This window comes from Micromonospora sp. C97 (genome assembly GCF_018070385.1).
GTDB lineage: Bacteria > Actinomycetota > Actinomycetes > Mycobacteriales > Micromonosporaceae > Micromonospora > Micromonospora parva.
In genome coordinates this window covers 25,578-42,191 of the sequence record NZ_JAGPXU010000032.1, presented here as the reverse complement: position 1 = coordinate 42,191, position 16,614 = coordinate 25,578, and the positions used below count along the sequence as shown (strand labels likewise).

Sequence of the window (16,614 nt, the reverse complement as noted above, 5' to 3'; positions counted from 1 at the left end):
CTGTGCCCGCGGGGTCCGGAAAAAGTGATCTAGGCGCGGCCGGCAGAACGTGATCTTATACGCACCGGCGATCCGTAACACCGCGCAAACCATCGATTAACCATCGGCGGCTTAGGTGGGGGAGCGCTCCCATGAGCGGGTCGCGTTCGATGAACAGCTCCACAAGGGAGCAACCGAAAGGAGCCTCGTGGCTACAGGCACGAGCAGAGACAGGGTGCGAAGACTAGCGATACCGACGCTGGTCTTCGCCCTGATCGCCGGCACCGCCGGCATCGCGGGACCGGCGTCGGCGGCCCCGGCAGGAACCAAGGGCGGCGGCGCGGGCGGGTACTTCACCCCCGGGTCCGACAAGAAGGTCATCCTGACCGACGGCGCCGACCGCCGACCGGGCGGCAGGAACGCGGCCGAGCAGCAGGCCACGGCGGACGAGAGCCGCCCGGGCAGGTACATCGTCGAACTGGCCGAGGAGCCCCTGACCTCGTACGCCGGTGGTTCGTCCGGGCTGGCGCGAACCCGCCCGGAGGCGGGTGACCGGCTGGACGTGACGTCCGCGCCGGCGCGGGCCTACCGCAGCCACCTCGACGCGCAGCGCAGCGCCGTCGCCGCCGCCGCGAAGGTCCAGGTCACCGCCGCGTACACCACCGCCTTCAACGGGTTCTCCGCGAAGCTGACCACCGAGCAGGTGACCGCGCTGCGGGCGGACAAGCGCGTCCGCGCCGTCACCGCCTCACGGGCGCTGGGCACCCCGACGCCCCCGCCCACCGCTCCGATCGCGACCACCACGGCCACCGCCACCCCTGAACAGCGGGACCAGTCGGCGGGAGCGGACACCGCCGGCAGGCCGGACACCCCCGGCAAGCCCGGCCCCGGTACCGGCGCGGGCATGGTGATCGGTGTCCTGGACACCGGCATCTGGCCGGAGAGCGCGTCGTTCGCCAAGAAGATGCCCGCCCCCGCGAACTGGCGCGGCACCTGCCAGACCGGTGTCGCCTTCGTGGCCGAGCACTGCAACGGCAAGATCGTCGGCGCGCGGTACTTCGCCGACTCGTGGCTCGCCTATGGCGGCACGGTGCCCGAGGGTGAGATCCTGTCGCCCCGCGACGTGGCCGGGCACGGCACGCACACGGCCTCCACCGCGGCCGGCCTGTCGCTGCCGAACGTCACCATCGACGGTCGCCGCTTCGGCCCCGTCTCCGGCGTGGCCCCGGACGCCCAGATCGCCGTCTACAAGGTGCTCTGGGGTGGCATGGGCTACGACGCCGACATCATCGCCGGCATCGACGCGGCCGTCGCGGACGGCGTGCAGGTCATCAACTTCTCGATCGGCTCCCAACTCGGCGACTGGGAGGCGAACACCCCGATCGGCATCGCGTTCCTCAACGCCACGCTCGCCGGGGTCTTCGTGGCCGCGTCCGCCGGCAACACCGGCATCGTGAGCGGGGCGATCAGCAACGCGGCACCGTGGGTGACCACTGTCGGCGCGGCGGTGACCAAGCTCGACGAGGCGACGGTCAAGCTGGGCGACGGCACGAAGCTCGTCGGCGGCTCGCTGGACGCCCTGCCCGGTGGCGACTCGCTGCCGATGGTCTTCGGTGACCAGGCCGGCTCGCCCGACCTGGGCGCGGTCTACTGCGAGCCCGGCAGCCTCGACAGCGCCAAGATCAAGGGCAAGGTCGTCGCCTGCGCGCTGTCCGACATGTTCGGCTCCGCCGCCGAGATCAAGGCCAAGGGCGGGGCGGCGATGGTGGTGTTCGACCCGGTCGGCAACTACCGGATCAACTCCATCTTCAACTTCCCGGTGGTCTACCTGCCCACCGAGAAGCAGGCCGGCACCCTCTTCAACTACCTGATGCGCCACCCCACCGACGCGAAGGCCTCAGTGCGCAGCGGCGGTGACGGCTCCAGCGTCCCCGGCCTGCCCAGCGTGGCGGACTTCTCCTCCACCGGCCCGGACAAGGTGACCCTCGGCGTCTTCAAGCCGGACCTGGTCGCACCGGGGTCTGACATCATCGCGGCGGTCTCTCCGGCGGGCAACTTCGGCCGGAACTACGACGCGTACTCCGGCACCTCGATGGCCTCGCCGTACGTGGCCGGCGCGGCGGCGATCCTGCGCGCCACCCACCCGGACTGGTCGCCGGGCGCGGTCGCCTCCGCGCTGCGGACCACCGCCACCGACACCGTCGGCACCACCGACCCGCTGGAGCAGGGCAGCGGGTTCATCAACCTGGCCAAGGCCACCGACCCGGGCCTGGTCATCCAGCCGACGGCGAAGGAACTGGTCACGTTCAGCGAGACGGCCCAGCCGGACGGCAAGGAACTCAACCTGCCGGCCATCTCGTTGCGTGAGTACGACGGCACCCGCCCGGTGACCGTCACCCGCACCCTGACCAACGTGGGCAAGACGAAGGAGACCTACCGTTCGTCGGTGTCCGGCCTGCCCGGCATGAAGGTCACCGTGTCGCCGGCGTCGGTGACGCTGGCGCCTGGTCAGTCCGCCACGGTGACCATCACCGTTCGTCGGGGCGGCGCACCCTGGGACCGGTACGTGACCGGCTCGATCACCTGGCAGGGCAAGGCACACAGCGCCCGGATCCCGGTCGCCGCCCGCCCGTGGGGCATCACCCCCCGGCCGTACGCCGACGACGGCGAGGAGTTCGGCCGGATGACCAACGGTGCGTTCGGCTCGGTCCAGCCCGGCTTCACCGGACCGTTCGTCGGCCGTAGCACCGGTTACACGCCGATGCGGCGGACGTCGTACTCGATGCCGGCCGGCGTCTACGGCGGCGTGTTCGACCCGAAGGCGACCGGTGTGAAGAAGGTCGACTTCACAGTGCCGGCGAACACCGCCGGCATCGTGGTCGAGACCACCACCGATGACCCGAACACCAACCTCGACCTGTACCTGTACAAGGGCGACAAGCTGATCTACAGCAGTGACAGGTACTGGACCAGCACCGAGCAGGCCTACAAGTTCCTGCCCGAGCCGGGGCGCTACACGGCGTACGTGTTCGCGCAGTACCCCGGCGGTCCCGTCGTTGACTTCCAGCTCGGGCACGCCATCATCGGGCGCAACACCACGTACGCGGGTGCCACGTTGGAGGCTCCCGCCAGTGTGGAGCGCGGCCTGACGTACTCGTTCAAGCTGAAGCCGACAAAGCCGCTGGCCGACGGCGACTTCTGGGCGTACACCGAGTGGAGCACCAACGGCACCGTCGTCCCCGGCAACCTCGTCTACACCCAGCAGAGTTCCTGGGAGTAGACCGTTGTGAGCTGTGGGGCGGTGCCGTCGCGCACCGCCCCACAGTCCGCGTCCGGATCAGTCTGGGCGCGCACCGTTCGGTGAGCAACACCGTCGTGCGACCGCCCGGTCGGTGCGCCCGCGCTGCTCGGCGAGTGCGGGCAACTCGGTGTTGCCGGCGAGCTGCCACCGGTGGTGGGCGGAGATCGACCCCGCCCACCACCGCGTGACGGTCAGCTGACCGTGATGGTCAGGTTGATCGAGCGCGTTTCCCCACTGCTGTAGGTGGTGGTCACCCGAGCGGTGAAGGTGCCCCTGCGGGGGTAGGTGTGGGCGATCGAGCGCAGCGTCGCCCCGTGCGTGACGGCGCTGTTGTCACCGAAGTCCCACGCGTAGTCGGTGATGCTCTGCCCGGACGGTGCCGTCGCGGTGGCCGTCAGCGTGGTGTTCAGCGTTCCGGTGCCGCTGGCCGGGTTCGCCGCCAGTGACAGCGTCCCGCCCGGCTCCTGCTTGACCCCGGCGCCGTTGAACCGTAGCCAGTCCAGGGCGAGCAGGTCCGGGGTGCCACCGGTCTGGGCGGCGTTGACGAACCTGGCGTACAGGGTGGTGGTGCCGGTGGGCTTGTTGGTCAGCGTGACGGTGGGGGAGACCAGGTTGTCCCATCCACCGGTCGAGCCGATGGTGGCACTGCCGATCAGCGTGCCGGTGGGTGAGCCGGTGCGCAGTTCGATGGTGCCGCCGAGCCCGCCGTTGGTCACCCCGAGCGTCACCGACCCGATGTTGCGCAGGTCCGCCGGCCCGAACGCCACCCAGTCGTTGTGGTCGACCTCGCCGAGCCGCTTCCCGGCGCGGGCGGTGGCCCGGTCGTTGACGGTGACGCCGGACTGGGCGCTGAAGTGCTCCGCCTCCTTGCTCTTCGGCTGCAACTGGACCCGGGTCGAGCCGGTCAGCGCCGGTACGCCACCGGCCGCGCCGCCGTCGGTGTACTGCGCGGTGATCAGGGTGTAGAGGTTCTGCCCCGGCCCGTGGCCGTCACCGGCGTCGGCCTCGGTGGCGAGCAGCCCCGAGCAGCCGGTGTAGACGTCCAGCGGGTGGGCGTGCTGGTCGTGGCCGAGCTGCGTCTGCACCGTCACCTTGGCGCAGTCGATGGTGGCGTCCTCCGGGTCGGTGACCGTCACCGTGTACGGGATCTTGTCGCCGAAGTCGAAGAAGCCGCCGTCGGGGACGGTGATGGTGACCGTCGGTCGGGTGTTGCCGACGACCACCTCGGTGACGGCGGTGGCGGTCAACCCGTTGCCGCTGTTGCGGACGGTCAACCGGGCCGTGTACGTGCCGGCGTTGCTGTAGGTGAAGCTCGGGTTGGCGGCCGTCGAGTCGGTGCTGCCGTCGTTGGTGAAGTCCCAGGCGTAGCTGAGCGCCGTTCCGTCACCCGCCGTCGTGCCGGCCGAGGAGAAGCTGACCGACAGTGGCGCGCGCCCGCTGTCCGGGGTGGCGGCGATCTTCGCGGTCGGTGGCCGCCCGTTGGCGACGTAGTCGATCCGGTAGATGCCGGCTCCGGCGTTGCTGCCGCCGCGTCCGCTGCCGGTGCCCTCGCCGAAGTCGATGACGTAGAGCGAACCGTCCGGGCCGAACTCCGCCTCGAAGGGCTGGATCCAGCTCATGGTGTCAAAGATCCCGTTGATCGACTGGAGGTCACCCACGGCGGTCGGCGCGAAGCGGGCGTTGCTGAACGTCTGCGCCGTCTTGTGGATCGACAGCGTCTTGAACCACCTGCGGGTCAGCTCATAGGTGATCCACTTGCCCTCGAAGTACTCCGGGAACTTCGTGGTGCGGGGGTTGGCCGGGTCGTAGTCGTAGACCGGGCCGCTCATCGGCCCGCCACCGCCGGTGCCCAGCTCGGGGAACTGGGTCGAGGCGGAGTACGCGTACCAGACCAGCGCGGACCGGGCCGCCGGCAGGGTGGTCAGACCGGTGTTGTTGGGCGAGTTGTTCACCGGCGCGGCGCAGTTGAACTTCGCCCCGGAGGTGTTGGTGGCGAAGTTGTAGTCGTTGAACGGGATGTTGTTGCCCACGCAGTACGGCCAACCGAAGTTGCCGGCGCTGGTGATCCGGTTGAACTCGACAGTCCCCTCCGGGCCACGGTTGGGGTCGGCGGCGCGGGCGTCCGGGCCGTAGTCGGCCACCAGCACCGCATTGGTCTGCGGCTCGATGGTGATCCGGAACGGGTTGCGCATGCCCATCGCGTAGATCTCCGGCCGGGTCCTCGCGGTGCCGGCCGGGAAGAGGTTGCCGCTGGGCACTGTGTACGTACCGTCGGATTGTGGGGTTATCCGCAGGATCTTGCCGCGCAGGTCGTTGGTGTTGCCGGCGGTGCCCTGGGCGTCCCAGGCGGCGCGGCCGGCGCGTTCGTCGATCGGGGTGTAGCCGCTGGAGGCGAACGGGTCGGTGTTGTCACCGATCGCCGCGTAGAGCCGGCCGGCGCCGTCCATTGCCAGCGACCCGCCCATGTGCGAGTTGGCCCGGCCCTCGCCCCGGTAGGTGGGGACGGCCAGCAGGCGTTTCTCCGATGAGAGCGCGACGCTGTTGTTGGCGACGGTGAACCGGGACAGGTTGAGCTGTTTGAGGGTCTTGTCCGACCAGAGCAGGTAGATCCAGCCGTTGCTGGCGAAGTTGCGGTCCAGGGTCATGCCGAGCAGCCCGTCGGACTGGTCGGTCATCGCCGAGGTGTACGCGAAGTCCAGCAGCGTGGTGACCTGAAGCGTGTCCTGGTTGACCACCTTCAGCGCTCCGGTGCGCTGGATGTAGTAGACCTTGCGGTCCGGGCCGACGGCCAACTCGAACGGGTCGGCCAGGTTCTCGGTGACCAGGCCCACCCGTTCGAAGTTGCCGGTCTTGGTGGCCGAGCAGTCACCGGCGACCGCGCCGGCCGCCCACTCGATGCCGTAGCGCAGGTGCTCCAGGAAGGTGGCGCTGCTGAACTGGGAGCTGGCGTGCCCGCCGGCGGTGAACCAGGACCGGCCGCCGTCGTAGCGCTGACACCAGGAGTACGCGTGGTCGACGCCCTCGTCCAGGCCGTTGATCCCGTCGCGCACCTTGATCTGCGCGAGGGTGTGCACTTTGCCGGTCGGGTTGGTCCGCCAGTTGTACCACTCCTCGCTCTGCTCCCAGAGCTCCGGCAGGTTGCGGGTGGAGGGGTGCGCCCGGTCGAGCACCTTGACCCGGCCGGGGAACGTGCCACCGGTGGCGGAGAAGTCGGGGTGGTAGTCGAAGATCGTGCCGACCAGGCCCTCGTACCACTGCCAGTCGCGTTCGCTGGCCGAGGCGGCATGCAGGCCGGCCCAGCCGCCGCCGTTGCGGATGAACGTCTGCAACGCCGCCCGCTGGCTGGCGTTGAGCAGGTCGCCCGAGGTGGGCAGCGAGTTGGTGTTGTTGAACACGAGAGCGTCGAAGGTGGCGAGGTTGGCGTCGGTGAACGCCGCCGCGTCGGTGGTGGCGACGACCTCGAAGTTGTGGGCGGCGCCCAGCTGCTGGATCGCGGCGATGCCGGCCGGGATCGAGTCGTGGTAGAAGTTGGTGATCTTGGAGAAGACCAGCACCCGGAAGCGCGGGGCGGCCTCGGCGGGCAGGGCGGTGGTGGTGCTCACCACGGCGGCGACGGCGAGCAGGATCAGGCAGAACGCGCGGAGGTGTCGGGGCATGGGGGCGCTCCCTGTTGGACGGTGAGGGGTCGGAAAGCGCTTTCTCGCTGCCCGCATCACGGTACTGACAGCCAGTGACAACCGTCAATAGCGCTCTGGTAAGCGGTTTCCCGCGCCGTTGCGGCTGGTGACCTTTGCACTACGCTGCTTCCTGCGAGATGCGGCGATGAGGAGTACCGGTTGACCGACATGCGCGGCGACGGGCCGGAACGGCCCTGGGGTGAGCTGGTGACGGTCATCATGGACAGGTACGACGCGCTTCCGCCGCTGCGTCGGATTCGTCCGGAGGTGGAAGCGGCGGCGGCCGTCCTGGCTCGCACCGGTTTCATTCGCGCGGCCAGCGACCTTCCCCGCGACGGGCTCGCCGCCAGCGTGAAGGAAGCCATCCGCGAGTGGTCCCCGGACCCGCGCCGGCTGGTGGTCTACTGGGCCGGTCACGGCAAGGCCGTGCACGGCGGCGAGTTTTTTCTGTGCTGCCGGGACACCACCGGCCCGGAGCCGGCGCAGGAGACCGCGATGTCGGCGCGGCGGCTCGGTGAGCTGCTCGCCACGAAGGACGTCGCCGAGATCGTCGTCCTGGTCGACGCGTGCGGCGCCGGTGGTGCTGCGGACGAGATCGTCGACGGGTTCCGCCGGCAGGCGGAGCGTCGCGTCGCGGCCGGTGGCGGCCGGCCCAACATCGCGGTGATCAGTTCCGCGAGCCGGTTCGAGGTGGCGAAGGAACTCGTCTTCTCCCGGGCGCTCGCCGAGGTGCTCAGGGACGGCCCGCCACCGGATCCGTCGTACCTGCCGTGGACCGACCGGGACCGGCACATCACCCCGAACGAGCTGGCTCAGGCGCTGCGGGTGAAGCTCGCGAGCATTGATGCCGGCCGGATCCTGCAGACCCCCGACCATGACATGGCGGGCATGGTGGGCCGGTTCTTCCGTAACCCACGGCACCGCGGCTGGCTGCCAGACGTCAACGTCGACGAGCAGCGCCAGCGAAACGCGTTGCTGCCGGCGGACGTCGTCGAGCACTTCATGCTCAAGTTCCGGGGCATCGATGCCGGAGACGACCAGGGGTGGTATTTCACCGGTCGGCACACCGTACTGCGACGGATCGTGGCCTGGCTCAACGACGACCGGCCGGGCATGCTCGCCGTCACCGGGTCCCCGGGGTGCGGCAAATCGGCAGTGCTCGGTCGGCTGGCGATCCTGTCGGTCCCGGACTACCGGCAGGAGGTGGAGATCCACGGTGGCCTCAGCGGGGTCCCGGTGGACACCATCCCGACAGCCGGGTCGATCCACGCGGGAGTGCACGCCAAGAACAAGGCCATCCTGGACTGTGTCAACGAACTGTCCGAGGCCCTGAACATCACCGCGCCCAGCCGTGGTTGGCAGACCGCGAGCGAGTTCGTGCACCGGGTCAGCGAGGTTCGCCGTCACCGGGCGACGATCCTGCTGGACGCGCTGGACGAGGCACAGCACCGCGACATCCGCCTGATCGCCTCGGAACTGCTGCGACCGCTTGCCGAGCTGCCCGGCATCAAGGTCCTCGTGGCTACCCGGCCGGACCGCTCGGGCGACCCGGTGAGCGCCGAGCAGGGGCACCGGCCGTTGCTGCGTGCCCTGGGGGTGAGCGACGACCAGGTGATCTGGCTGGACCGCGACGCCGACCAGGACGCGGACATCGCCAGCTACTCGTTCCGGCGGCTGACCCACACCGCAGGCTCTCCCTACGTGGGACGCGACGGCGAGGCCCGGCGCGCGGCGGAGGAGATCGCCGCCCACAGCAACGGCGTGTTCCTCTTCGCCCGCCTCCTCACCCGACGACTCGCCCGGATGCCGCAGGTAGCGGACCTGGGATCGCCGCAGATGCGCAGCCTGCTCAGCGGCAGCGTGGTCGATGCCTTCGCCGAGGACCTCGCCCGCTTCGGCGACCACGAGCGCAGAGTCCGTGACCTGCTCACCCCGCTGGCGTGGGCGGAGGGCGCCGGGCTGCCGCGCCGGGACGTGTGGCTCACCCTCGCCAACGCCGTCACCGACGGCGGTCGGTACACCGAGGCCGACCTGCACTGGTTGATGGCCAACGCCGGCGCGCACCTGGTGGAGTCGAGCGAGGACGGCCAGGCCGTCTACCGGCTGTACCACCAGTCGTACAACGACTACCTCCGACGGGGCACCCAGACCCGGCGGGTGCAGGCGCTCATCACCAGGGCCCTGGTCGGCCTGACGACGATCGATGGCGTCCGTCGGTGGCCGGACGCCAATCCGTACGTCCTGCGGCACCTGGCGACGCACGCCGCTGCCGGTGACAGCCTGCCGGAACTCGTCGACGACAGCGCCTTCCTGCTCTACGCCGAGCCGACCCGGCTGTGGCGGGTCCTGGCCGGTGTCGACCACCGCGATCGGCCGTTGGTCCGGCTCTACTGGCGCACCGCCGCCGATTTCCCGGACATGTCCACCGCGCAGCGCGCCGCCGCGTTGCAGTCGGTGGCCCTCGCGCACGAGCCGGAAGCCCTGCCGCTGTTGCACCCGGTCGACGAAGTCCCCTGGCGGGGCCTGTGGGGCCGGGGCGAGCGCAGCGCCTTCCACCGACGCCTGGCCGGGCACACCAGCGCGGTGACCGCGGTGGCGATCCGTGAGGTGTCGCGCGACGTGGTCATCGCCACGGCCAGTGGGGACGGCACCGTCCGCGTCTGGGACACGACAGGCAACCACCGGGCGACGCTGCGGGGGCACCGCGCTCCGGTGCTCGCCGTCGAGATCGTCGCCGTCGACGGGCGGAACTTCGTCGCCACCGGTGGCGCCGACGGCACGGTGCGGCTGTGGGACCTCACCACCGGCGCGCAGGAGGCGTCGGTGAGCCACGCCGGCGGTTGGGTGCACGCGCTGGCGGCGGTCACCCTGCCGGACGGGCGGGCGTTGCTCGTCGGCGGCGACGAGGCGGGCAGCGTGCGGATCTGGGGGCTGCCGGCCCTGAACCTGCATGCCACCCTGCCGGACCATCTCACGACGGTGCGGGCGATCGTGACGGCCCAGGGCCGGGACGGCCGCTTCCTCATCGTCACCGGCGGCGACGACGGCCGGGTACGCCTCTGGGACCCCGAGGGGTGGGTCCTGCTGCGGACGTTGGGGACCACCGGTTGGATCTACGCGTTGGCGGCGGCCACCATCGGCGGTCGGCTCCTGCTGGCCACCGGCGGTGCGTTCGGCACGGTGACGCTGTGGGACGCGGGGACCGGCGAGTCCCACGTCAGCTGCACCGGTCACACCGGAGCGGTCAACGCGCTCGCCTTCGGTGAGATCGACGGCCGGACGGTGCTGGCCACCGCCGGAGACGACGGCGGTGTCCGCCTGTGGGACCCGGTGAGTGGCTCCGCGCTGCGCACGCTGCGGCATCCGCCGTCGGTGTACCACGCCGAATCCGACTGGGCCGGCGAAGGCCGCCGGATGCTGGCGCTCGAAGGGCCGGAGGGTCCCGGCGATGAGCAGGAGCCGCGCGACGATCCGCCCGGCGACCGGGAGTCGATCCTCGCCCTGGGGTTCAACACGGGTCGAGGGCCGGCGGTGCTGGCCACCGGCGGTGCCGACCGCACCTTGCGGCTCTGGGAGACAGTGACGTCGACCGGCGGCGCCACCCGGGACGACGGCAGGTTCACCACCAGCGCGGTGTTCACCCGGATCGGGTCCGAGCACGTGCTGGTGACCGGCGGCCGTGACGGGCGGGTGCTGGTCTGGGATGCGATGACCGGACGGGTCCGCCAGCCCATCGTCGGGGTCGGCGCGGTGAACGCCCTGGCGGTCACCGAGCTGGGTGGCCGGCCGGTCGTCGCCGTCGCCGCCGGCCAGTCCGTGCGACTGTGCGACGCCGCCACCGGCGACCTGTTGGACGCCACCCGTGGGAATGCCGTGCTGTCCGTCATGGCGGTGGCGTTCTGCGACCTGGGGGAGGGCGTTCTGGTCGCCTACACGGGCGACCTGGGGCAGCTTGTGCTGTGGTCTCCGGCGACGCACGAGAGGTGGACGGTGCAGACGGCGGGCGGTCGGGTCAACGCCCTCGCCGTCGCCGTCCACGGGGACCGGAGGGTCGTGGCGACGGTCGGCTTCTCCGACACCGTCGAGCTGCGGGATCTCGGTGGCGAAGAGGTGCAGCTGCTGGCCGGGCACAAGGGCTACGTGCGGGCGCTCGCGGCCGGTAACCTTTCCGGCCGATCAGTGCTCGCCACCGGCGGGCAGGACAACAACGTCGTGCTCTGGGACGTCGAGCGGGGCGAAAAGATCCACACCCTGCGGGGGCACGGGGAGGCGGTGAACGCGCTCGCCATCGGTGAGATCGACGGGCGCACGGTGCTGGCTTCGGGCGGCGACGACCGCACGGTGCTGCTCTGGGACTGCCGGACCGGCCAGCGTCTGGCCCAACTGACCAGCCAGACGGCGGCCGTACGCGCACTGACGATCATTGAACGTGACGGTCGGACGCTCCTGGCCAGCGGCGGCGACGACGGGGTTCACATGGTGGAGCTGCGGCGACTTCCGGTACCGCCCGAGCAGAGCGGGGCGACGGGCGGCCGCCGGCAGCGCGTCCCGGCGGATGGGCCGGTCTTCGCCCCGGAACCGGAGCCCTCCTCCATGGCGGCGACGCCGACCCCGCCGGAAGAGTCAGAGGGTCGGCGACGCCGCACCTGGATGCCCTGGCCCCGAGGGAACTGAACCATCCGAACCATCCGAGCGGAGGAGCCGCATGCCCACCCGTGACCTGGTCGTCATGGTGCCCGGGGTGACGGGGAGCGTGTTGACGCTGCCCGGGCGGGGCGACGTCTGGAATCTGTCCTGGCCCACGGTCGCCCGAGGCGCTGCGGCGTTCGCCCGTACCGTCGAACTGCTGCGCCTTGCCGAGGGTGCGCCGGGGACGGACGGGCTGCGGCCGGCGGGTCCGGTTCGCGGCCTCCACCTGTGGCCCGGGTTCTATGGCGGCCCCGGGTACGACCGCCTGCTGCGACAGCTCACCGATACCTTCGGCCCGGCTCTGCGGGTGTTCAGCTACGACTGGCGTCGGTCGAACCGGCACACCGCGAGGCTTCTGAACGAGCACGTACGGTCCTGGTTGGACGAGTGGCGGCGCGGCGCTGGCGGCCCGAGCGCCAAAGTCGTCTTCGTCTGTCACTCGATGGGCGGGCTCGTCGCCCGGTACCTCATCGAGGTGCTGGGTGGCCGGGAGCTGACCCGCCGACTGGTCACACTGGGCACGCCCTACCGCGGCTCGGTGAACGCGGTGCGGGCGTTGACCGGCGATGCCTTCCGGCCACTGCGTTCGCTCGGCTGGGACACGCTGCTGACCGACGTCACGCGGACCTTCCCGTCACTGTACGAGCTGCTGCCGACGTACCGTTGCGTGGACGTCGGCGGTGGACCGGCGAACGTGCGGGACGTGGCCCTGCCGGGGCTGCCGCCGGACGCGGTGGCGTCCGGACTGGCCTTCCATGACGAGATCGCCGCGGCGGTGCGGGTGAACGGCCGCCCCGAGTACACGGTTCACGCGGTCGCCGGCAAACGCCAGCCCACCTGGCAGAGCGTGACCGTCGACCGGGACGGCCTGTCGTACGGGAAGGCCTACCAGGGTCGGGACTATCTGGGCGACGGGACGGTGCCGCTGTTCAGTGCCGTGCCACCGGAGTGGGCCACCACCGAGGAGGCGACCTGCTTCGCCGAACGACACGGCCCGCTGACCGCGTCGCGTCGGGTGCTCGACGTGATCCTCGACAAGATCGATCCGGTCGACCTGGGGGAGATCCTGGCGCCGCCGGTGGAACTCGGCCTGGACGTGCCCGAGGTGGCGGTGGCGGACACGCCGCTGCCGGTGGTGGTGACCGCCGATCGGCCGGACCTGCTCCTGCACGCCCGACTCGAGTGCCCGGACCGCGGCGAACCGGTAGCCGTGACCATGCTGCGTCCCGACGGGCACTGCCGCTACGACGGCTACCTGCTGCCGCCGGTGGGGACCTGGCGGGTGGTCGTCGAGGCGGTGGCCGAGGTTCCTCCGGTGGCCATCTCCGACCTCGTCTTCGTGGCACCGGCGGGGTGAACCGCCGCTCTCCGGTGCGACGGGCTGGTGTCAGTCCGCGCGTGCCGGTTCCGCCGGCCGGGTGAAGAAGCGGACGATGTCGTCCGCCGCGGTAGGGGACAGCATCATGGCCTGGACCCGCGCGGACATCTCGGCGATCGGGTGGATCCTGGTGAACATCGACTCTTCGTAGCCACGGATCGCCGCGTTCGGGTCGGCCGGATCGGCGGCGAGTCGGCCGGCGAGTTCCGCCGCGTCGAGCATGGCCTGGTTCGCGCCCTCGCCGACCGGTGGCATGAGGTGCGCGGCGTCGCCGATGAGGGTGACGCCCGGCCGGTTGGCCCAGCGCGTACCGAGGGGCATCGCCTCGATCAGGCGTGGCGTCGGCGGGCTGTCGGCGGCCGCGATGAGTGCGGTGAGGCGGGGGGCCCAGCCAGCGAACAGGTCCAGCAGGGCACGCTTGCTGCGGTAGGTGTCGAGGGGCTGCTCCGGCGCGCGCAGCGAGATCCCGACCCGGAGGCTGCCGTCGCCGAGACGTTGGGCGGCCAGGATCTGGTTCGCGCCGACGCACCACAGGTTCCCGGGGCCGACCAACTCGGCGAGGTCGGGACGGCGCCGGTCGGCGTCCTCGACGCTGAGCTCCACCAGGGTCGCCACATAGGACAGCGCGACGTCGGTCAGCAGCGGGCGGACGACCGAGCGCGCGCCGTCCGCGCCGATGAGGATGTCGCAGCTGGCCCGGTGGCCGTCGTGGAACGTCAGATCCCAGCCCCCGTCGGGGCATGCGGTCGCCGCGACGAGCCGGTGCCCCCAACGAACCGTGCCGCTGGGCAGGGAGTCGAGCAGGAGATCACGCAGGGCGCTGCGGTCGATTTCGGGTCGCCCGGAGAATGAGCCGGGTTGCGGCACGTGGTGCACCAGGGTGCGCCCGGTCGGGTCGAGGATGCGATGTTCCTCGCCCTCGGGCCGCGCCTCCGACTGGAACCGGTCGGCGAGACCCGCCTCGGCCAGTGCCAGCTGCCCGGACTCCGGATGCAGGTCGAGGGCGCCGCCCTGGGGGCGCGCGGACCGGCTCGCCTCGCGGTCGTACACCACCGCGTCGATGCCGTGCCGGTGCAGGATCCGGGCCAGCGTCAACCCGCCGAGGCCACCACCGGCGATCGCGATTCGCGTTCTCATGGCGCTACCGTACACTGTATTTGTGGATACGCCGTACGGTAGTGAGCCGTTGTCAGTGTGGGAGCGGCCCGAACCTCAACCGAGGGCGGCGCCGGTGCCGTTGAGCCGGGACACGATCGCCGCTGCGGCGATCCGGCTCGCCGACGCGGGCGGCCTCGACGGGCTGTCGTTGCGCAAGATCGCCAAAGAGCTCGGTGTGGGCCCGATGCGGCTCTACGACTATGTGACCAACAAATCCGAACTCCTCGACCTCATGGTCGACGTCGTCTATGCCCGGATCGCCGAGGTGGCCCAGCACGCGCAGTGGCGCGCCACGCTGCTGGCCATCGCCCACGCGACCCGTGACGCCGCCCTCGCGCACGAGTGGTTCGCCGACCTGCTCGGCGGGCGGCCGCACCTGGGGCCGCACGCGCTCGCCGTGGGCGAGGCGACCGCTGCGGCGCTCAGCAAGGCCCCTGCCGTGCGTGACATCGACGACCTCCAGCGAGCCGTGGGCGCCCTCAACGCCTTCCTGGTGGGAGCGGTCCGCAGAGAGGTCACCGAGCGCCGCACCACCCGGTCCACCGGCACCGACCTCGCCGCCTTTCAGGCCCGCCTCGGCCCCTACCTCACCCGCATGTTGACGACCGGCAGGTACCCCACAGTGGCCCGGCTCGTCATCGACGGCGCGCACCTCAATGCCGAGGAGACCTTCCATCACAACCTGACCACCGTCCTGGACGGCATCACCGGCGAACCCCGCAGGTGACCCACCGCCGCGATGGCACTGCCGACTGAGCATCGGCTCGTTTCGTGAGGCCTGCGCGGCTTCACGCGGGGGGAGCCGGGGCGGAGGACCGCTCGTCCGACCCGCCCGGCGCGCTGATCGAGGCCGCGATGACCCGACTGGGCACCACCGGCGCGTCCCGCCCCGTGCCCCGCCGGTTGTCGCCGCCAGCGGATTCCTCGTGATAGTCCTGCTCCACGTTGACCGACCAGATGTCGTGCGTACTCCCGGTGGCGATGTTCTCGACGGTGAGCATCGCGGTCAGCATCGAGTGGTCCTGGTTGTTGTAGCGGTGCATGCCGTTGCGGCCCACCGGATGCACGTTCGGCACCGCCTCGGCCAGCCAGGCCCGGATCACCTCCACGTTGTGCTGGTAGCGCTCGTCGTACACCGGGTAGGCCTTGGGCATCCGCACGACGTAGCCGGCCTCCACCACACCGGGTCGGACCAACCCCAACCGCTCCAGCTCCGCGGTGGCCAGGGCCACCAGATCGGCATCCGGGGTACGCCACATCTCGTCGTCCTCGAACACGAAGTACTCCAGGCCCAGGCAGGTGCGGCCGTCCTTCACCAGGTACGGCGACCAGGAGCCGAAGTTCTGGATCCGGCCCACCCGCACCTCCGGGTCGTGCACGTAGATCCAGTTGTCCGGAAACGAGAACTCCGCCGGCACGACCAGGGCGACCGTCAGGAAGTCGCGGTAGCGCAGGTCGGCCGCGCAGGCCCGGACCTCCGGCGGGGCCGGCGGGTGCAGCGCGGCCACCAGCTCCGAGATCGGCATGGACGAGATCACGTGGTCGGCCGCCTCGGTGCGCTGACCGCCCGTGCCGTTGACGGTCACGCTGATCGCCCGTCGGCGGGCCGGGTCGCGGTGCACGGCGGTGACCCAGCTGCCGGTGGACAACTGCCCGCCCCGCTCGCGGACCCGCTCGGCGCAGCGTTCCCACATCATCCCCGGCCCGTACTTCGGGTACTGGAACTGCTCGATCAGGCTCGTCACGTCGGTGCGCCGACGCCGGGGCAGCAGCGCGTTGCGGATCGCCGTGGCCAGCGACAGGTTCTTGATCCGTTGCGCCGCCCAGTCGGCCTGCAACCGGTGCGCCGGCATACCCCACACCTTCTCCGTGTACGTCTTGAAGAAGATCGAGTACAGCCGCCAGCCGAACCGGGCCGACACCCAGCCCTCGAAGTGCGACTGGTCGCGTGGTGGTCGCAGCCGGGCGCGCGCGTACGAGCCGAGGCAGCGGGCGGCCTCCGGCAGGCCCAGGTTGCGCAGGGCGTTCATGGCGCTCAACGGGTAGTTGAACAGGGCTCCCCGGTAGAAGATGCGGCTCATCCGGGGCCGGGTCAGGAAGTCCTCGTCCGGCAGGATCTCGTGCCAGAACGCCTCGACCCGGGGCACCTTCGTGAAGAACCGGTGCCCGCCGATGTCGAACCGCCACCCGTCGCGCTCGACGGTCCGGCTGATCCCGCCGACCACCTCGTCGGCCTCGAACACCTGGACCGATCGGCCGTGCCGGAGCAGCTCGTACGCCGCGGTGAGCCCGGCCGGCCCCGCGCCGATGACCACCGTGCCGATGTGCTCGCTCATGCTGACGCGCTCCCCCTGCTCACCGCCATGGTTGAGGCGCGGCGTCTACCCGTTCTGCGCAGAATGTCACACTTGATGGCGGCTAGTCCTCGCTTC

General features: G+C 71.0%; 7 protein-coding genes. 4 read left to right on the top strand and 3 right to left on the bottom strand.

The genetic code is table 11. The features are described from left to right. Window positions 1–214: 214 nt before the first annotated feature. A complete protein-coding gene (locus KBX26_RS32840) occupies window positions 215–3,259 on the top strand; it encodes a S8 family serine peptidase (RefSeq protein ID WP_210866788.1) in 3,045 nt (1,014 codons plus the stop codon). A gap of 212 nt (window positions 3,260–3,471) precedes the next feature. Here KBX26_RS32840 and KBX26_RS28340 read toward each other — a convergent pair whose 3' ends face one another. Next, window positions 3,472–6,936, bottom strand: coding sequence for a ThuA domain-containing protein (locus KBX26_RS28340; RefSeq protein WP_210866787.1), 3,465 nt, complete (start codon window positions 6,934–6,936; stop codon window positions 3,472–3,474). Between the two features lie 189 nt (window positions 6,937–7,125). On the opposite strand from KBX26_RS28340, the gene KBX26_RS28335 reads away from it, so the two are divergent. Further along, entirely contained in the window at window positions 7,126–11,631 is a 4,506-nt protein-coding gene (locus KBX26_RS28335; RefSeq protein WP_247681168.1) for a WD40 repeat domain-containing protein, read from the top strand. 31 nt (window positions 11,632–11,662) lie between these two features. Next, window positions 11,663–13,003 carry a triacylglycerol lipase gene (locus KBX26_RS28330; protein ID WP_210866785.1) on the top strand — a complete coding sequence of 447 codons (1,341 nt, stop codon included), beginning with the start codon at window positions 11,663–11,665 and terminating at the stop codon, window positions 13,001–13,003. A 30-nt stretch (window positions 13,004–13,033) separates the two neighbouring features. On the opposite strand, the gene KBX26_RS28325 is transcribed toward KBX26_RS28330, so the two are convergent. Beyond that, the gene (locus KBX26_RS28325; protein WP_030327395.1) at window positions 13,034–14,161 is read right to left on the bottom strand and encodes an NAD(P)/FAD-dependent oxidoreductase; all 1,128 of its coding nucleotides are present in this window, start codon (window positions 14,159–14,161) and stop codon (window positions 13,034–13,036) included. A gap of 94 nt (window positions 14,162–14,255) precedes the next feature. Between KBX26_RS28325 and KBX26_RS28320 the strand changes: the two genes are divergently transcribed. Beyond that, the gene (locus KBX26_RS28320; RefSeq protein WP_030327396.1) at window positions 14,256–14,909 is read left to right on the top strand and encodes a TetR/AcrR family transcriptional regulator C-terminal domain-containing protein; all 654 of its coding nucleotides are present in this window, start codon (window positions 14,256–14,258) and stop codon (window positions 14,907–14,909) included. A 61-nt stretch (window positions 14,910–14,970) separates the two neighbouring features. Here the strand turns inward: KBX26_RS28320 and KBX26_RS28315 are convergent, their stop codons facing one another. After that, window positions 14,971–16,518 carry an NAD(P)/FAD-dependent oxidoreductase gene (locus KBX26_RS28315; RefSeq protein WP_030327398.1) on the bottom strand — a complete coding sequence of 516 codons (1,548 nt, stop codon included), beginning with the start codon at window positions 16,516–16,518 and terminating at the stop codon, window positions 14,971–14,973. Window positions 16,519–16,614 lie beyond the last annotated feature (96 nt).

Excerpts from the sequence above, each read along its gene's own strand:
- KBX26_RS28340 (WP_210866787.1), bottom strand. The coding sequence starts at position 6,936 with ATGCCCCGACACCTCCGCGCGTTCTGCCTGATCCTGCTCGCCGTCGCC.
- KBX26_RS28335 (WP_247681168.1), top strand. The coding sequence starts at position 7,126 with ATGCGCGGCGACGGGCCGGAACGGCCCTGGGGTGAGCTGGTGACGGTC.
- KBX26_RS28330 (WP_210866785.1), top strand. The coding sequence starts at position 11,663 with ATGCCCACCCGTGACCTGGTCGTCATGGTGCCCGGGGTGACGGGGAGC.
- KBX26_RS28325 (WP_030327395.1), bottom strand. The coding sequence starts at position 14,161 with ATGAGAACGCGAATCGCGATCGCCGGTGGTGGCCTCGGCGGGTTGACG.
- KBX26_RS28315 (WP_030327398.1), bottom strand. The coding sequence starts at position 16,518 with ATGAGCGAGCACATCGGCACGGTGGTCATCGGCGCGGGGCCGGCCGGG.